Origin of the sequence: Prosthecobacter sp. (assembly GCF_044236155.1) — a bacterium.
Lineage (GTDB): Bacteria > Verrucomicrobiota > Verrucomicrobiia > Verrucomicrobiales > Verrucomicrobiaceae > Prosthecobacter.
Window position 1 is genome coordinate 33,987 of record NZ_JBIIHA010000012.1, and the last position, 16,289, is coordinate 50,275.

At 61.0% G+C, this 16,289-nt stretch carries 17 protein-coding genes; 5 read left to right on the forward strand and 12 right to left on the reverse strand.

Annotated elements, in window-relative coordinates:
* Positions 1-6: 6 nt before the first annotated feature.
* Both ACILSE_RS12095 and ACILSE_RS12100 read right to left on the reverse strand, forming a co-directional pair.
* Entirely contained in the window at positions 7-435 is a 429-nt protein-coding gene (locus ACILSE_RS12095) for a c-type cytochrome domain-containing protein (protein ID WP_395717653.1), read from the reverse strand.
* A 42-nt stretch (positions 436-477) separates the two neighbouring features.
* Positions 478-858 (reverse strand): globin, encoded by a 381-nt coding sequence (locus ACILSE_RS12100; RefSeq protein WP_395717654.1) that lies wholly within the window; start codon positions 856-858, stop codon positions 478-480.
* A gap of 191 nt (positions 859-1,049) precedes the next feature.
* On the opposite strand from ACILSE_RS12100, the gene msrA reads away from it, so the two are divergent.
* The 3 genes from msrA (at position 1,050) to ACILSE_RS12115 (ending at position 3,822) form a co-directional block, all read left to right on the forward strand.
* Positions 1,050-1,715 carry a peptide-methionine (S)-S-oxide reductase MsrA gene (gene msrA / locus ACILSE_RS12105; protein WP_395717655.1) on the forward strand — a complete coding sequence of 222 codons (666 nt, stop codon included), beginning with the start codon at positions 1,050-1,052 and terminating at the stop codon, positions 1,713-1,715.
* 242 nt (positions 1,716-1,957) lie between these two features.
* Positions 1,958-3,274, forward strand: coding sequence for a DUF2157 domain-containing protein (locus ACILSE_RS12110; RefSeq protein ID WP_395717656.1), 1,317 nt, complete (start codon positions 1,958-1,960; stop codon positions 3,272-3,274).
* Positions 3,271-3,822, forward strand: coding sequence for a GDYXXLXY domain-containing protein (locus tag ACILSE_RS12115; protein ID WP_395717657.1), 552 nt, complete (start codon positions 3,271-3,273; stop codon positions 3,820-3,822). The genes ACILSE_RS12110 and ACILSE_RS12115 overlap by 4 nt, the downstream gene beginning before the upstream one ends.
* An 84-nt stretch (positions 3,823-3,906) precedes the next feature.
* Here ACILSE_RS12115 and ACILSE_RS12120 read toward each other — a convergent pair whose 3' ends face one another.
* Complete coding sequence (locus tag ACILSE_RS12120; protein WP_395717658.1) at positions 3,907-5,172, reverse strand: Gfo/Idh/MocA family protein; 1,266 nt, start codon at positions 5,170-5,172, stop codon at positions 3,907-3,909.
* A 116-nt stretch (positions 5,173-5,288) separates the two neighbouring features.
* Between ACILSE_RS12120 and bioB the strand changes: the two genes are divergently transcribed.
* Positions 5,289-6,320 carry a biotin synthase BioB gene (bioB, locus tag ACILSE_RS12125; protein WP_395717659.1) on the forward strand — a complete coding sequence of 344 codons (1,032 nt, stop codon included), beginning with the start codon at positions 5,289-5,291 and terminating at the stop codon, positions 6,318-6,320.
* Positions 6,321-6,358: 38 nt separating this feature from the next.
* The gene (locus ACILSE_RS12130; protein ID WP_395717660.1) at positions 6,359-6,613 is read left to right on the forward strand and encodes a hypothetical protein; all 255 of its coding nucleotides are present in this window, start codon (positions 6,359-6,361) and stop codon (positions 6,611-6,613) included.
* Positions 6,614-6,618: 5 nt separating this feature from the next.
* Here the strand turns inward: ACILSE_RS12130 and ACILSE_RS12135 are convergent, their stop codons facing one another.
* The 9 genes from ACILSE_RS12135 to ACILSE_RS12175 all read right to left on the reverse strand — a co-directional run bounded on the left by ACILSE_RS12135 (position 6,619) and on the right by ACILSE_RS12175 (position 16,233).
* Positions 6,619-7,377: a purine-nucleoside phosphorylase gene (locus ACILSE_RS12135; RefSeq protein ID WP_395717661.1), complete on the reverse strand. Its 759-nt coding sequence runs from the start codon at positions 7,375-7,377 to the stop codon at positions 6,619-6,621.
* A gap of 89 nt (positions 7,378-7,466) precedes the next feature.
* Positions 7,467-8,396, reverse strand: coding sequence for a 2-dehydropantoate 2-reductase (locus ACILSE_RS12140; RefSeq protein WP_395717662.1), 930 nt, complete (start codon positions 8,394-8,396; stop codon positions 7,467-7,469).
* A gap of 3 nt (positions 8,397-8,399) precedes the next feature.
* Positions 8,400-10,865 carry a DEAD/DEAH box helicase gene (locus ACILSE_RS12145; protein WP_395717663.1) on the reverse strand — a complete coding sequence of 822 codons (2,466 nt, stop codon included), beginning with the start codon at positions 10,863-10,865 and terminating at the stop codon, positions 8,400-8,402.
* Between the two features lie 57 nt (positions 10,866-10,922).
* Positions 10,923-13,904, reverse strand: a complete 2,982-nt coding sequence (locus ACILSE_RS12150) for a PVC-type heme-binding CxxCH protein (protein WP_395717664.1) — start codon at positions 13,902-13,904, stop codon at positions 10,923-10,925.
* 32 nt (positions 13,905-13,936) lie between these two features.
* Positions 13,937-14,380 (reverse strand): thiol-disulfide oxidoreductase DCC family protein, encoded by a 444-nt coding sequence (locus ACILSE_RS12155; RefSeq protein WP_395717665.1) that lies wholly within the window; start codon positions 14,378-14,380, stop codon positions 13,937-13,939.
* Entirely contained in the window at positions 14,377-14,844 is a 468-nt protein-coding gene (locus ACILSE_RS12160) for a hypothetical protein (protein WP_395717666.1), read from the reverse strand. Before ACILSE_RS12160 ends, ACILSE_RS12155 begins: the two co-directional genes overlap by 4 nt.
* The gene (locus ACILSE_RS12165; protein WP_395717667.1) at positions 14,841-15,332 is read right to left on the reverse strand and encodes a hypothetical protein; all 492 of its coding nucleotides are present in this window, start codon (positions 15,330-15,332) and stop codon (positions 14,841-14,843) included. The genes ACILSE_RS12160 and ACILSE_RS12165 overlap by 4 nt, the downstream gene beginning before the upstream one ends.
* Positions 15,329-15,820: a hypothetical protein gene (locus ACILSE_RS12170; protein WP_395717668.1), complete on the reverse strand. Its 492-nt coding sequence runs from the start codon at positions 15,818-15,820 to the stop codon at positions 15,329-15,331. The genes ACILSE_RS12165 and ACILSE_RS12170 overlap by 4 nt, the downstream gene beginning before the upstream one ends.
* Positions 15,817-16,233 carry a hypothetical protein gene (locus tag ACILSE_RS12175; RefSeq protein ID WP_395717669.1) on the reverse strand — a complete coding sequence of 139 codons (417 nt, stop codon included), beginning with the start codon at positions 16,231-16,233 and terminating at the stop codon, positions 15,817-15,819. The genes ACILSE_RS12170 and ACILSE_RS12175 overlap by 4 nt, the downstream gene beginning before the upstream one ends.
* Positions 16,234-16,289: the final 56 nt, after the last annotated feature.

Here is a 16,289-nt window from a genome sequence, read left to right on the forward strand (position 1 = left end):
GCGGTGTTATGAGCGAGATTTTGTCCAATCCTGCGGCGGCACCAGACGCACGCCCTCCGGCCATGGCGCGCCTTGCTTGATCCAGTCGTGGATGATCTGTTCCTGCTCGCGCTCCAGTCGTTCCGGCGTTGGCGGCATCGCCACCGGGTTCTCATGCCCGAGCAGCAGCACTTTGTAGAGCAGGCTTTGGTGCGGCGCTTCAGGCACGATCACCGGTCCGCTGCGCCCGCCTTTCATCGCCAGCTTTTTCGTTTCGAGGTTCAGTCCGGCGAAAACATAACGGCTGTGATGGCACTCCAGGCAGCGTGACTCCAAAACGGGCTTCACATCCGCCACGAAATCCACCGGCTCGTTGCTGAGCTGCGTCACATCCAGAATTACACATGCCGGCAACAGGGCTGCCGCGCCCAAGGTGAGAAGCCATTTTTGTTTCATTCTCACACCTTCCTGTGGCATCACCGCCTGACAAGCGGCGATTCACCCTGGGCGGTTCCGCATCATGTCCGCCACCTGAGTGAAGAACTCAGCGATCACTGGTGCCGCATCCTCAGGCAGCTCGACCTCCTGCATCGCCTCGCCCATCAGCATTAGCCAGCGGTCCCTCTCCGCTTCACCGATAGAGAAAGGCATGTGTCGTCCTCTCAAACGTGGATGTCCGCGCTCCTCGATGTAGGTCTGCGGCCCGCCGAAGCGATACACGATGAAATCCGCCAGCCGCTTCTCCGCGCCCGCCCAATCGTCTGGCGGATACATCGTGCCGATCAGGTCATCCTCCCGCACCCGCCGGTAAAACGCCGTCACCATCGCCCGCAGCTTTGTTTCACCCACACGGGCGCAGAGAGTCGAGATTTCATCCATGAGATCAGAATACAGTTGGCCGAAAGAGAGAAAAGAGATGAAAAAAGACGAGCTGCATCAGGACTCTGCCTTTTTGCTACTTTTTCTCTCTTTCGGCCATTCATCACCGGTTTCCGGGAATTCCGTCGAAAGTTTCACGTCTCAAACAACGGATGATTGACTCCACCGCCCTATTCGTTCGTATCCACGTCATGAAAATCCTCACCACCCTGCTGCTCGCCCTCATGGCCTCCCTCACCACCCAAGCTGCTGACGCCCCTGCCGCCAAAACTGAGATCGCCGTCATCGGCGGCGGCTGCTTCTGGTGCGTCGAGGCGCAATACCTCCTCGTCAAAGGCGTCAAGAAAGTCGTCAGCGGCTACGCCGGCGGCAAAACGGAAAACCCAACTTATGAAGACATCTGCACCGGTGAAACCGGCCACGCCGAGGTCATCCAGATCGAGTTCGACCCCGCCGTCACCACTTACAAAGAGATCATCGAGCTCTTCTGGGACGCGCACGATCCCACCAGCGTGACCAAGGAAGAAATGGTCAAGCATGGCAAGCTCCTGCCCAAAGGCACGCCCTATCAGGGCAACGACTACGGCACGCAGTACCGCTCCGCCATCTTCTACACCAGCGAAGAGCAGAAGAAGATCGCCGAAGCTTCGAAGGCCGAGGCGCAGAAGAAGTGGAAAGACCCCATCGCCACCGAGATCGCCCCGCTGAAGAAATTCTACCCCGCCGAGGACTACCACCAGAACTTCCAGGCCCGCAATCCCGAGCAAGGCTATGTCCGCGCTGTCGTGACCCCGAAGACCGAGAAGTTCAAGCACACGCTCGAAGACAAAGGCAAGATCAAGCCTGAGGCGAAGTGAGCCGGCCAAAGTGGTCCGCACCTCGCGAAGCGAGCCGAAGGCGATCCTCTGTGCGTGATCTTTGATTATTTCCAAGGCGGAGGCACCCCCTCCGCCTTTCTTCTTGCCATGCTGCAGCCGTTCTGACGAAATGGCCCCATGTGCGCCGCGTGGATCAACTTCCTCAATCCACCCATCGAGGATATCAATTCGCCACTCGATGCCGTCTCCCTCAAACTTGGCGCACTCATTCTTCTACCACCATGAATTCGCACCACCGCTGGCTCCTCGAACAACTCCCGCAGTGGGAGCGTGACGGCCTTCTTACCACCGACGCGGCGCGCACGTTGCGTGAAAGGCACACGGCGCAGCAGGAGGCGGCGGATTCACAGCCGGGAATCGCGCAGATCATCATGGGATCACTCGGCGCGCTGCTCATCGGCGCGGGTTTGATCGCGGTGATCGGCTACAACTGGGATGACTTTTCGCGGCCCGTGCGGCTGCTGTTCGCCTTCCTGCCGCTACTGATGACACAGATCGCCAGTTTTCGGGTGTTGCAGCGTGGCGATGCCGCCGCGGCCTGGGTGCGCGAGACGACGGCGCTGCTCCAGGCTCTCGCCACAGGCGCATGCATCGCGATTGTCTCGCAAATCTACAATCTGGGCGGTGAATGGCCGGACTTCCTCTTCTGGTGGATGCTTTTGAGCCTGCCGCTGGTCTGGGTGATGCGCTCGCATGCCGTGGCGATTTTTTATCTCATCGCCATCGCGGTGTGGAGCGTGAACCAGATCGAGCATGGCAATCTGTGGCACGACAGCCCGCTGCTTTATCCGGCGCTGCTGCTTGGCCTGCTACCCTTCTGGCCCGGCTGGCCGCCGAAGCAGGCGCTGTCAGTTTCCGTGCGGTGGGTGATGACGATCAGCGCCATTTTCGGTCTGTGCAGCGCGGCCGTTTTTGTGTGTGAGAAATCCGCCCGCTTCCTCAATTTCCAATTTGAGACCGCGATGTGGCTTTGGACACTGACTGCCGCCGCATTCGCGCTCTTCCCGCTCAATCAGGCTGCCTTTGAAGAGCCCACATGTCGCAAACCGCAGGTCGTGCTCGGATCTCTCTGGCTCTTCGGCTATGGACTGGCCGCGACGTTCCGTGACATCAGCGATGAACTGACCGGGGGCATGAAGCACGCGCTGCATCTGCCGTGGTGCTGGGGCCTGCTGGCCGTGCTCGCGGTGTTTGTGCTGCTGGCACTGAAAAGACGCCGGTGGGCCGTGCTGTCCATCGCCTCCATCTCGCTGCTGCCGCTGCTGGCGTTTCCCTTCGAGCGGCTGCTGTCCTGGGTGTTCACGCTGCATCTCGCCGCCATCGGCCTCACGCTCATCTTGCTCGACTTCAGCGGCAGGCGCGGCGCGCCACGTTTTGGCGCGCTGCTGCTCTCCGTGCTCATCATCCTGCGCATGGCGGACAGTCATTTCTCCCTCCTCGCCAAAGGCATCGGCTTCATCATCGTCGGTGTCGCCTTCCTGGCCTTCAATCTCCTCATGAGCCGCCGTCATCGCCAGCCCGCGCTTCCTTCCGCATGAAAACGCTTTCCTTCATCATCTTCGCCCTCGCCGCGCTCGCGCAGTGGGCCTTGCCGCTCGCACAAATCTGGACGCACGAGCAGACGCTCGCCCATGGCACGCTCATCAAGCTCAAATGCGCCGCGCCCGACCCCTACGACCCGCTGCGCGGCCGTTTCCTCGCCGTGCGTCCGGAGCAGAGCAAGGTCACGGTGCCGGATGATGTAAAGATTCATCAAGGCGCGCAGGTTTACGTCACTCTCACGCCGGGAGCGGACGGCCTCTCCACGATCACCGGCCTCTCGACCACACCGCCCACGACTGGCACCTGGATGCGCGTGCGCGCACGCTGGATCTACAACAAAGAAGCCACCCTCCAGTGGCCCTTCGACCGCTTCTACATCAACGAAAAGCTCGCCCCCGAGGCCGACAAATGGTTCGCCGAGAACATCCGCGGCACGAAAGGCATCATTGCCGAGGTGCGCGTGCTCGAAGGTCGCGCCGTGCTGGCGGATTTGAGTCTCGACGGCAAACCTTTCCGCGAAATCCTCAAAGAGCGCGTGAAGTAGTAGGACGGACACTGCTGTCCGTCAGTTTGGTGCGGTGGAGCGCAGAGAATGCGCTGAGCGTCGGGCAGGAGTGCCCGACATACGTCAGATCTTCACTTCCCAGCCCTTGCGATAGCCCTCGCGGCCCCAGAGCTTCATCGCCTCGGCGTTGTCGAGGATCTTGCCGGTCTTGGGATCGCATTTCACCACCGTGTTCGTGCGGTAGGCCATGTTGCCCAGGTGGCACATCATCGTGCTCTTCTGACCTTCTTCGATGGGGCTGTTCAGTTTCGCCTCGCCTCGGATCGCATCGAGGAAGTTGCCGATGTGCGCGGGATCGCCGCCACCAGCACCTTTGCCTTTGCTCATTTCGACCCCTTTCAGGTCGTAGTTCGTCCATGAGTCACGGGCGATGGCCATGGTGCCTTTGTCGCCGTAAAACATCACTTCACCGAGCGGCTTTTCCGCCGCACGTGGATGGGAGCTGCTCTGCACCCACTCGCAGCCCGCATGGCCGAAATCATAGACCGCCGTGCCGGTGTCCGGCGTTTCTTGTGCATCGTCGTAAAAGTAGCGCCCGCCGTTGTAGGTCACGCGCAGCGGATACTCGCCTTTGAGGCCCCAGCGCAGAATGTCGAGCGAGTGGATGCCGTTGTTGCCGAGCTCGCCGTTGCCCCAGTGCCAGAACCAATGCCAGTCGTAGTGCGCGATGCCTTTGATGTCATGCTTCGCATCATCCGGCACCGGTCCCTGCCATAAATTGAAGTCGAGATCGGCCGGAGCGGGCTTTTCATTCACCGCGACGCTTTTGCGTGTGTTGTAATAGAAAGCGCGCCCAAAACGCACCGTGCCGATCGCTCCGTCATGCAGCGCGGCGATGGCGTCCTTCATCCACGTGCGGCGCTGGTTGCCCATCTGCACCAGGCGGTCGTATTTCTTCGATGCGGCCACGATCATCTCCGCCTCATGCGCGTTCTGGCTGCCGGGTTTTTCGACATACACATGCTTCCCGGCCTGCATGCACAGCAGCGCGGCTGGTGTGTGCCAGAAATTCGGTGTGGCGATGAAGACGGCATCCAGCGTCTTGTCATCGAGGATGGTGCGGAAATCCTTCACGCCCACGCAGGACACCTTCTGCGTGTCATTGACCACCTTCAGGCCGCTTTCGAGGCGTTTCGGGTCCACCTCGGCCAGATACGCGATCTCCACGTTCGGCAGCTTCAGCAGCGCCTGCACATGCCCCATGCCGCGACCCAGCGCCACGACGGCGACTTTTAGCTTCTTCTGCGCCGCATTAGCAGCGCGGAGTTTCGGCAGGGCAGACACCGCGGCGAGCGCGAACGTTTGGTGGAAGAAAGTGCGGCGGTTCATGGTGGTGGAAGCAAATCGCCTTCGATTTGGCCTGTCTTGCGGCCCCCAACGTCATTTCGCAGGCGCAGAGGCGCGGGATTGCCAAATTGCGGTTTCTGCGCCAACAATCTCCGCCCATGACCTTCGCCGAGCTTCACCGCATTTATCACCAGCCCTTCTTCGACCTCCTCAAGCAGGCCCGCGCCGTGCATGACGAGCATTGGACCGGCAACGAAGTGCAGCTTTGCACCCTGCTCAGCATCAAGACCGGCGGTTGCAGCGAAGACTGCGGCTACTGCGCTCAAAGCGCCCGCTACACCACCGGCGTGCAGGCGGAGAAGCTCATGCCGAAGGAGCAGGTCATGGAGCGCGCCCTCGCCGCCCGCGCCAACGGCTCAACCCGCTTCTGCATGGGTGCCGCCTGGAAAGGCGTGCGCAAAGGCACGCAGAAGTTCGACCAGGTGCTCGACATCGTGCGCGACGTTTCCAAGCTCGGCATGGAAGTCTGCGTCACCCTCGGAGAGCTCGGCGCGGACGAGGCCGCCGACCTCAAGCAAGCCGGCGTCACCGCCTACAACCACAACGTGGACACCTCCCCGGAACATTACCCGAATATCGTCAGCACCCACACCTTCGAGGACCGCCTGCGCACCATCCGTCACGCGCAGGACGCCGGCATGTCCGTCTGCTGCGGCGGCATCCTCGGCCTCGGCGAGACCATCGACGACCGCCTGAAGATGCTGGAGGTCATCTCCAACTTCAATCCGCAGCCCGAAAGCATCCCGATTAACGCATTGATGCCCATCAAAGGAACACCGATGGGCGACAACGAAGTCGTCGATGCCTTCTCGTTCGTCCGCATGATCGCCGTCACGCGCATCGCTGTGCCGAAGGCCAAAGTGCGCCTCAGCGCCGGCCGCACCAATCTCAGCCGCGAAGCCCAGGCCCTCGCCTACTTCGCCGGCGCGAATTCCATCTTCTACGGCGACAAACTCCTCACCGCCGCCAATCCGCGCGCCAACGAGGACATGAAACTCCTCCGCGAACTCGGCCTCGCCCCCCTGGAGCCGAATCCAGCCATGGAAGCCCCCGACTCCATGGACGGCGTCCCGCTCAGCCCCTGCTGCGACCATTCCTGTGAGAAGGAAAAGGCGAGCGCGTGTTGCTAGCTAAAATCCTGAAACGGCTTACCGCGATGAGTCTCCGAGTGAAAGCCATCATCTCGGGGATCGTGATCGAGAGTGTTTTGTTGCTGCTGATGTTCTCGGGCATCGAGTTTGGTGATTCATGCAAGCCTGGTGGGTTTGGCTTGGTGCTGATCATGCTGCATTATCCAGCTCTGATTTTGGGCCCTTACTTGCCGCAATGGCTGACCATCTTCTTCGCAGCAGCCTTTGGCATCACGGCATGGAGTGCCGTCGTTTACGTTTTGCTTCGACTTCTTCAGCTACAGAGAAAGTGAAATGATCACACCACCGCCTTCAATAACCGCGCCAGATACAGGCTCGCGGTCTTCCCAACCTCGACGACTTCGGCGTGATGCAGCGTTTGCGGGCGCAGACCGGCGGCCCAGTTGGTGAGCATGGAGATGCCGGCGACTTCCATGCCGAGCGCGCGGGCTTGAATCGCCTCGGGAACGGTGGACATGCCGACGGCGTCGGCACCGAGCCTGTGCAGCATGCGGATTTCGGCGGGCGTTTCATACTGCGGTCCGAGCAACGCGGCATACACGCCCGCGTGCAGCTTCAAACCGATCTCCACCGCCGCCGCGTGGAATTTTTCCGCCCACGCTCGCGAATAGACCTCGCTCATGTCATGGAAGTTCGGCCCGCCGAGCAGCGGTGTGGTGCCCTGGAGGTTGATGTGATCCGTGATGAGCATCAAACCGCCAACGTGGAAGTGCTCGTCGATCGCCCCCGCCGCATTCGTCAGCACCACCCGCTTCACGCCGAGGCCGTGCATGAATCGAATGCCCGTCGTGACTTCCGCCGCGCTCAGACCTTCATACAAATGTCGGCGACCTTGCGCGATCAGGATCGGCCGGTCGTGATGACGCGCCAAAACAAACCGCCCCGCATGCCCCGGCACCGTGGAAGCACTCAAGCCGGGCACCTCGGCATACGGCACCTCGCATTCGACCCCAAACGCCTCCGCCACGCCTCCGAGACCAGAACCAAGCACGATGGCCGTTTCGGGGCGGGCGTTTTGAAGAGCAGTGAGTGACATGGCGTGAGCAAAGTAGTCCGCACAGTCCCCTGTGCGGCTTTGGACGTCGGGTGACGCTCGTGAAACCGCACAGAGGACTGTGCGGACCACTATCTGGAGGCAATGCGTTGCTTCAACTGCTGATACAGCTCCTCCACCCTCGGCATCGCGATCCCAGCGGCGTTCGCCCTCCGCACCGGCTCGCCCCAGCTCGCTTCGAGTTCGACCTCGCTGCCTGCGAGGAAGTCGATGAGGCTGCTCGGCTTGTAGGCGGACATCGTGCGCGTTCGTTCGATCATGGTGTCAATCAAACCCAGCGGGATCTCGTGACCGAGCTGGCCCGCGGTGACGATGATCTCGCGCATCAAATCGCGTACCCGTTGCTCCAGCGCCGGATCAGCAAGAATTGCGGCCGTATCTTTGTTCCCGGCGGCGATGGACAGGCCGTTGAAAGGAATGTTCCAAACGAGTTTCTTCCAACGCGCCGTGATGAGGCTCGATTCGACGACACAATCGATGCCGCACCGCCTAAACTCCGCCGCCAGGGCTTTCGTGCGTGCCTGCGGCGCCCCGCTGTGCTCGCCGAGCGCGATCTGGCCCTGTGCGATGTGATGAATCACCCCGGGTGCGATGCGGTTGATGCACACGAAGCACAAACCGCCCAGCACGCGCTCCGAACCAAAGTGACGCGCCAGGAAATCATCGCTGCCGAGCCCGTTTTGCAGCGTCAGGATCATCGTGTCGTCCTTCAACAGCGGTGGCAGCAAATCGAGCAACGCCTCATTCGCCGTCGCCTTCATCGCGATGATCACCAGATCACATGGCCCGATTTCCACCGTGCTGCGATGGCAGTTCACCTGCGGCAGATCGAAGTCGCCGAGATGGCTCTGAATCTTCAGCCCGTGCTGTTTCACGTGCTCGTAATCCGTGCGCATCAAGAAATGCACGTCATTCCCATGCTGCGCCAACCGGCCGCCATAGTAGCAGCCCACTGCGCCGGAGCCGATGATGGCCGTGCGTGAATGTGCGGGAAACGTCATGATCTATTTCACCATCAAATAATGCCGGGTCTTGCCATGCTTCTGCTTGTTGGTCAGCGGCGGCAGGTCGAGGTGGAAAAAGTGGCGGAGAGTCTTGGTGTGGTGTTTCAAAACGGCCTTCGCCGCTTCTTTGAGCGCTATCCAGCGCTTCCACGGATGATCGGGCGCATGGCTGATGTGACGCAGCAGGCTCAGCCACTCGACATAGGCGCGTGAGATGTCGCCCTCGGCGATGCCAGCCTTCAAATCTTGAGCACCAGGCTGCTCAGGATGCAGCATGGCATCGAGCAGCTCCGCCGCGCCTTCGCCATAATCGACCGGCAGGCCGTTTTCGAGATAGCCGTGGTGATTCACGAAGCCGTAGGTGCCGCGACACACGGCGGCAAGCCGTTCGGAGGCGCAGTCGAGCGGCAGGTCGAACTTCGAGCCGCTGCGCAGGTTCGCCAAGTGATGCACGAGGTCGTCGGCGGGATAACTTTCGTCCTCCAGCGCGGCGACGACGGCCAAACCCTCGCCGTGCTGGAAGAAGCTGAAGATTTCGCCGCGTCGTGTCGGCACGCCGTCGGCGTCGATGAGGCCGAGCGTGCGCCAGGAGTGAATCGGAGAGCCGGGGCGCGGTTCGCGGTCGGACGTTGCCGTTTCGGGTGTGTGCACGCCGGTTTCGTTCTTCACCACAATGCTGCGCTGCTGCGGCATGAAGAGAAGTTGGCCGTGACTGTCCTCGTAGGCCATCACCTCGACCGGAGAGAGGTCGAAGCAGGCAAACACGAGATTCTCTTTCGCAACGGTGCCAATGAATTCGGGAGCCACGTCTTGGATCACCTCCTCGACGTTCGAGAGCACCGCTTTCGCGATGTCGCCAGCATGCAGCACTGTGATTTCTTCGAGCAGCACCGTCTCCGCCTTGCGCGGCAGCTTGAGCAGGCGGCGGATGGATTTCGTGGGCTTGATGTTCTCTCCATCCGGTGTGCCCAGGCTGATTTCGACGCCGTAGATGACATCCTTCTCGCGACGGATCTTGCCCACGCGACCAATGCCATGAGCAAATTTCGCCGCGAAGGCTGGAATCGCGAGCGTGGCATGCACGCGGCTCAGCGGCACGCGTTGCAGCGCATGCTTGTGCTGGCGCTCCCACTCGCCAAACGAGTTCAAAATCTGCTTCTCCGTCGCTTCGAGGCCGAACAGAGCCTTCGCGTTCTCCAATTGCGGATGCGCGACATTCGGCTCCAAGTCCTCCAAACCAAGCAGGGGCGGCACTTTGGCGAAAAGACGCTCGGAGAAGTGTTTCGCAGCCTCGAAGGGGTTTTCCTGCTTCACCGCGGCGTGTTTCATCACACGCAGAAATATCGGCCATGCGAGCAAGGCGCCGCGATGCAGGCGTGCGGGCCGCGCATCGAAGATCGAGGGGCTGTCACGGCTGGTGACGACGTGGCCCTTGTCATCGAGTCCGCGTCGTCCGGCGCGGCCATACATCTGCAGAAGCTCGTCGGGCGCGAGTTTGTGCTCGCTGCGGCCGTCGTGGAAGGTCGTGCCGGCCACATGGACGCTGCGCACGGAGAAATTGATGCCAGCGGCGAGTCCCATCGTCGCCACGATCACGCGGAGCTGCCCCGCCTTCGCCAGCGGCTCGATCACGCCGGCGCGTGCGCCATACGACAAGCCGCTGTGATGAAATGCGATGCGTTTTTCGATCAACGTCGCCAGATCTTTGCCACAGACCGCCCGCTGCTCCGGCGTGAGCTCCAGCGGGTCGCCCATCGGCAGATCAGCGGCGAGTCTGCGAGCGATGGACTCCGCTTCCTTGCGTCGCGGGGCAAAAATGAGCAGCGGCGCGAGATCGGCGATCATCACCGCTGCGGCAAATCGCGGCCAGTAGTTCTCAAACTGGCGTTGACGCTGCGGCAGTGTCTCCATCGGCACTTCTTCGAGCGGCACCGGGCGTTCACGCGTCATGACCACTTCTGCTTTCCGCCCGAGACTCACCAACCATGCCGAGACGTCTTCAGGATTCGCCACCGAGCCGCTGAGCAGCAGCAAACGCGTTTCCGCCGGAGCCAGCGCGATGGCGGCCTCGTAGTTCGCACCGCGGGCGTGGTCCGAGATCATCTGATACTCGTCGATTACGAGCAATGCCGGCCCTTCACCGCGCACGAGACGCTCGAGCTGCGTCTCCAGCGTCGCCACCACGACTGGCGCATCCACATTCTCCGCGATGTCACCCGTGGCGATGCCCACATTCCACTTCGCTTCCTTCCACTCAGCGTATTTGTCATTCGCCAGCGCCCGCGTCGGCACCGTGTAGATCGCCTGGCCCTGCAAATGCCGGGCTTGATGCAGCAGCTCAAAAATGTAGGTCTTCCCCGCACCGGTGGGCGCGCTGACGACGACATCCGTGCCGGCACGCAGCAGATTCACCGCCTGGTGCTGCCAGGGATCGGGAAGTTTGAGCTGGTTGATGTTCGCGAGCACGCCCGGAGCCTTTAGAGCGGCGGTGATGTGCCCGCAACGATGGCGGCTCCCAAAAGATCACTTCGCCGCCTTCTCGTTCAACAAATAGCCTAGCAGGTCGATGAACGTCGCCTCATCCATCGTCTGGCCGAAGGTGGGCGGCATGAGGGAAATGGGAGAGACGGATGTTTTGACGATGTCCTGCTTGGAAACGCGATGTTCTTTGCCGGTGGCATCGGCGATGACATTCATCTGACCGAGCTCGGCCTTGAGAAAGCCAGCCATCACCAAGCCGTCCTTCATCGTGAAGGTGTGAAGATGGAAATGAGCATCGACATTCCGGTTCGGGTCGAGGATGTCTTCGCAGAGGCGCGCCGGGCCGCGTGCGCCGATGCCGTCGAGTTGTGGGCCGATGAGACCGCCTTCTCCTTTGATCTGATGGCAAGCGGCGCAGTTCATCTTGAAGACGTTGGCTCCGGTTTCGAGATCGGGCTTGGCTTTGGCGAAGGCGGCGACGCGAGCGGCGATGAGGGTGTCGAGGTGCTTGCGCTGCTCGGGTGAGACGGGGAGCGGTGGTGGTGCGGGTCGCGGTGGGTGGTAGGTGGCGAGTTTTTCACGCAAGGCGGCCGGGGCGCTGTGCTGGAGCATCGTGGCGAGGGTTTTGAGGCTCTCGCGAGTGCTGTCAGCGCTTTGGAAGTCGTTCACGCTGACGATGGGAGGCTCGATGCGGGTGAGACCGAGCCAGGCGTAGGCTTTGCCGTTGTCGCCGTCGATGATTTCGAGGTGGACGCGTTTGCCGGTGTGCTTGGAGAGATCGAACTCGGTGCGGCGACCGTCGTTGTGTCGCGGTGGGAAGGCGCGGGCGAGTTCGCGACCGGTTTCGGCTTCGACGAGGCGGACGAGGTTTTTGTCGTGGGGTTTGGCGGTGGGGAAGCCGCGGTGGCCGTTGAGCCAGAGGGTGAGTTTGGCGGGTGCGTCGAAGGTTTTGGATTTCAGCGTGCCGGTGCGCCTTTCTTCGTCTCCGCCGCCTTTGGCCATGCTTTGCAAGACGGTGACTTCGGTGCCGTCAGCGAGTTTTCGTGGCTGGAGGGACCATTTGGCGTTTCCGGTGCTGCTCCACGTTGGCGCGGGTTTTTGGGAATCGGCTTCGAGGAGCTGTTTGGCGAGGTCTTGAGCCCAAGAGAGGAGTTCGGGCGGTGGCGGCGTGCCGCGTTCGGAGAGGCCGTCGTGGAGGGCGGTGAGGAGCGGTAGTGGAGTGGTGGAGTTTTGGAGTGATGCTTGTTTGGCGAGAGCGATGGCTTGCGAGAGGAGTGAAGGATCGCCGTGGCGGGCGATGTGGGTGAGGATGGCGGGTGTGATGCTGTGGCCGTTTTGAAGGCGCTGAAGCAAAAACGCGGCTGCTTCGGTGGTGGGAACGGCGGTGGCGATTTCGGTGACGAGAACGAGATGTGCTTTTTGGATGTTCGTGAAGGCGCCGGGAAGCTGTAGGTGGTCACGAAGGGCGATTCGATACGCGAGAACGAGGCTGGGATCGGAGGACAGCGTTTTGGCGGTGTTTTGAAGCAGAATGGGCAAGGCATCGAGTTTTGGAGCATCGAGCATTTTGGCGAGGATGGCTCGTTGGGTGTTTGGCGACGTGCTTTCGAGTGCTTTGCGCCAGTCGTTGAGGTTTATTGATGTGATGTCTGCTCGTTTGCTGGTGCCAGTTTTCTTCACCACTTGCCAGATCCTCCCGCGTTCCTTGTCCCGGCCGGGATGATCCAGCGGCACTTCGTAGTGGCCGATGATCTTGTTGTAGAAGTCGGCGATGTAGAGGGCGTTGTCGGGGCCGAGTTGGAGATCGACGGGGCGGAACCAGGGGTCGTCGCTGGTCATGAAGTCGGGCTGCTCGTTCGCCTTTGGCGTGCTGCCGGTGAAGGTCACGTGATCATGGTTCACGCGGGAGGTGACGACATTGCCGACGAAGGTGTGATCGTCCCACTCGGGCCCCCACACTCCGCCGTCGATGTAAACGATGCCGCAGATGCCGGTGGAGCCGTGCGTGTGCTCGCACATCACGGGCGCGAAGCCGAGACCGTCGTGTGGTTTGCCGAAGCTAGGATAGCACGCACCGCGAATGAGCTGGTAGATCGGCGAACTGTGGCAGTCGGCACTATAGAGATTGCTGTAGCGATCCCACGCGAGGCCGAAAGGATTGACCTGGCCGCTGGTGTAGCGTTCCACTTGGGAGCCATCGGGTTTGAAGCGGAACACGTTGCCGGAATGGAGTTCGAGACGGCGGCCAGGAATGTCGAATGACGAATTCGGAATGACGAATGAATGACGAGGCTCCAATGACGAAGCGCCAGAGTTCGGGTTTTTGGCATTCGGGCTTCCTTCGTCATTCGGAATTCGCTCATTCGTCATTTTCCCATCGTCACGCCAACGATCGGCGCGCACTTCAAACCTGCTGGTGTTGTTGAAGCCGTGCGTGGCATACACCCAGCCATCGAGGCCGAGGCGGAAGCTGCTGCACATGCCGTGTGTGTCCTTTTCGTAGCCAAGTGGGCCGAAGAGCACCTCGCGCACGTCCGCTTTGTCATCGCCGTCGGTGTCGGCGAAGTACCAGATGTTCGGAATGCTCCAGGCGATGCAGCCGGCCTTGTGCTCCGGTTTGTGCCAGGGGAGGACGCCAGTGGGGATGTTCAGCTCGTCGGCAAAGTCGGTCACTTTGTCGGCCTTGCCGTCGCCATCGGTGTCCTCGAGGATTTTGATCGCATCGCGGCTGTCTTTGACCCGCGTGCCCTTGTCGTCGGACCAGCGTGATTTGTCAGCGCAATACGGATACTCGACCGTCGATGACACCCACAGCCTGCCGCGTGCATCGAAGGCCATGTTGATCGGCTTGTTGATCATCGGCTCGCTGGCAAAAAGCTGCACGGTGAAGCCGGGCGGTGCGTGGAGCTTCGTGTGCTCCTCGGCCGGGCTGAGCGCCTCTGTTTCACGCACCAGACGCGTGTCTGCGCCATGAAGGAGATGGCTGGTGAGACACAGGACGGTCAGATAGCGTGGGAACGGCATACACGCATTACAGCGCAGGCCGGGCCGTTTGTTCAAGCCGCCTTTCTCTCGGGCAAGGCACAGGAGCCATCGGGACAATGCACCTCGGCGACTTGCGAGCGCAAAGCATTATCACCACGCAAACGCAGAAGGTGCGAGAGACTGATGCGATTGCTGGAGATCCAATGCACCACTTTGCGCGCAAGCCCGAGCATGCCTGGTGTGGCAAGCCGCAGCGACCACTCGCGATACTCACGCAAGGCCCACAGGCACGTCACCCAGGCCGCAGCGCCTTGCCAAAGCGATCCGTCATCGCTCATGACGACGATTTCCTGATCGGCGCGGAGATTTGGCAGATCGGGGCAACGTTTCTGCGCTTGTTCGGAGTCGTAGGGCATGAAATCGAGATGAACGTAAGCAGCTTGGTCGAGCATCCAGCGCCGGAAGCGCGAGCAGAGGCCACAATGAGCGTCGTAGAAGATGGTGAGCGTGTTCATGGCATTGAAGTGGGTTTAGGTTTGTCCATCCGTGCCCGCACATAGGCGGCGACGAGGCCGGTGGCGCAGGTGCCGAGTGCGTAGGGCAGGGCGGCTTTGTCCAAAGTGCGCCAAAGACCCTCCAAAAGGCCATGATGAACGACTTCAAACCAAGCGACCCATGCAAAGACTGCTGCGACGACGGCAAAACTCGTCAGAAAACCGCACCAGGCCGCAGTGCCCAGTCTGCGCAGTCTGGAGGCGTCACTGACGAGAAGATCGGTCGGCAGGAAAATCACCAGCCAGGTGATCGAAACAACTATCCCTGTGAAAGTACCTATCATCAAAAAATCGGCGCCCCTGAGAGATGAACCTGGTTTCAAAAGAATTGGAATCGCTCCCACCCACCAGGCGATGTTGCACGCGACCCAGCCGCACAACATCGCGAGGAACGAGAGCTTCACTTTGCGAAGGAAGGTTTTCATGGCTTTTCAGGATGCTGCTGCGCATGGGGTGAGTCCCATCTTGCGCGGACATATGCGGCGACGGTGCCGGTGGCGCAGGTTCCGAGCACGTAGGGCAGGGCGGCTAGGCTCCAGGTGGCACGGATGCCATCGACGAGGCCCCAGCGACTGACATCATTCCACGCGAAGGCCACGAAGGCCGCCAGCACGATGGCAAAGGCGGCAAGGAAGCCACAGCCAGCCGCCGTGCGTGGCCGACGCAATCGCGAGGCATCGTTCACGCAAAGATCGACCGGCAAGAAAATCGCCAGCCAGGCCATGCCGATCACGATTGCAGTGCAGATGGCGACGGCGAGGGCGAATAGAAGGGATTGTTTGAGATTCGCATGCTGGACCGACGCGAGGTCCATTCTTGGAATCGCTCCCACCCACCACGCGATGTTGCACGCTAACCAGCCGCAAAACATCGCGAGGAACGAGAGCTTCACTTTGCGAAGGAAGGTTTTCATGGCTTTTCAGGATGGTGCTGCGCATGAGGTGAGTCCCATCTTGCGCGGACATAGGCGGCGATGGTGCCGGTGGCGCAGGTTCCCAGCACGTAGGGCAGGGCGGCGAGGCTCCAGGTGGCGCGGATGCCTTCGACGAGGCCGAATCGACAGACCTCATTCCATGCTGAAACCCCGAACACCGCCAGCACGATGGCAAAGGAGGCGAGGAAGCCACAGCAAGCCGCCGTGCGTGGCCGGCGCAATCGCGAGGCATCGCTCACGCAGAGATCGACCGGTAAGAAAATCGCCAGCCAAGCAACGCCGATCACGATTGCGATGTAGATGGCGACGACGAGGGCGAAGAGGGCGGTCTGTCGGAGATCCACATGCTGGAGCGAGGCGGCATTCATGCTTGGAATCGCTCCCACCCACCACGCGATGTTGCAGGCGATCCAGCCGCACAACATCGCGAGGAACGAGAGCTTCATTTTGCGAAGGAAGGTTTTCACAGCGTGTCGAGAAGGTCGTGGGCTTTGCTGACGCGATGCATCGGCGGAACAGGCGGTGGCAGGTGAGCCAGCGTGGCGCGGCGGCGCATCTTCGTGAAGACGTAGAGGTTGAAGAAGTGCATGCCGCCGAGCACCAGCAGCACGACGCCCATCTTGCCGCTGAGCGCCTCGAAGACGCCGCGTGCGCCGAGGATCTCCTCGGTCGTCTTCAGGTAGAGCGAGACGAAGCCGATGTTCACGAGGTAGAATCCGACGACGAGCAGGTGATTCACGCTGTCGGCGAGTTCCGTGTTCCCGTGGAAGCAATCGACGAGGAAGATGCGGCCGTTCTTGTGGAGGGTCCGCGCCACCCAGACCGTCATGGCGACGGCGAGTGCGAGGTAGAGGGTGTAGTTGAGGACGGTTTCGTTCATGGTGGTGGATGGCTTGTATTTTGTTTTGAAGTTTCAGAAACTACTGAAACAAAGGG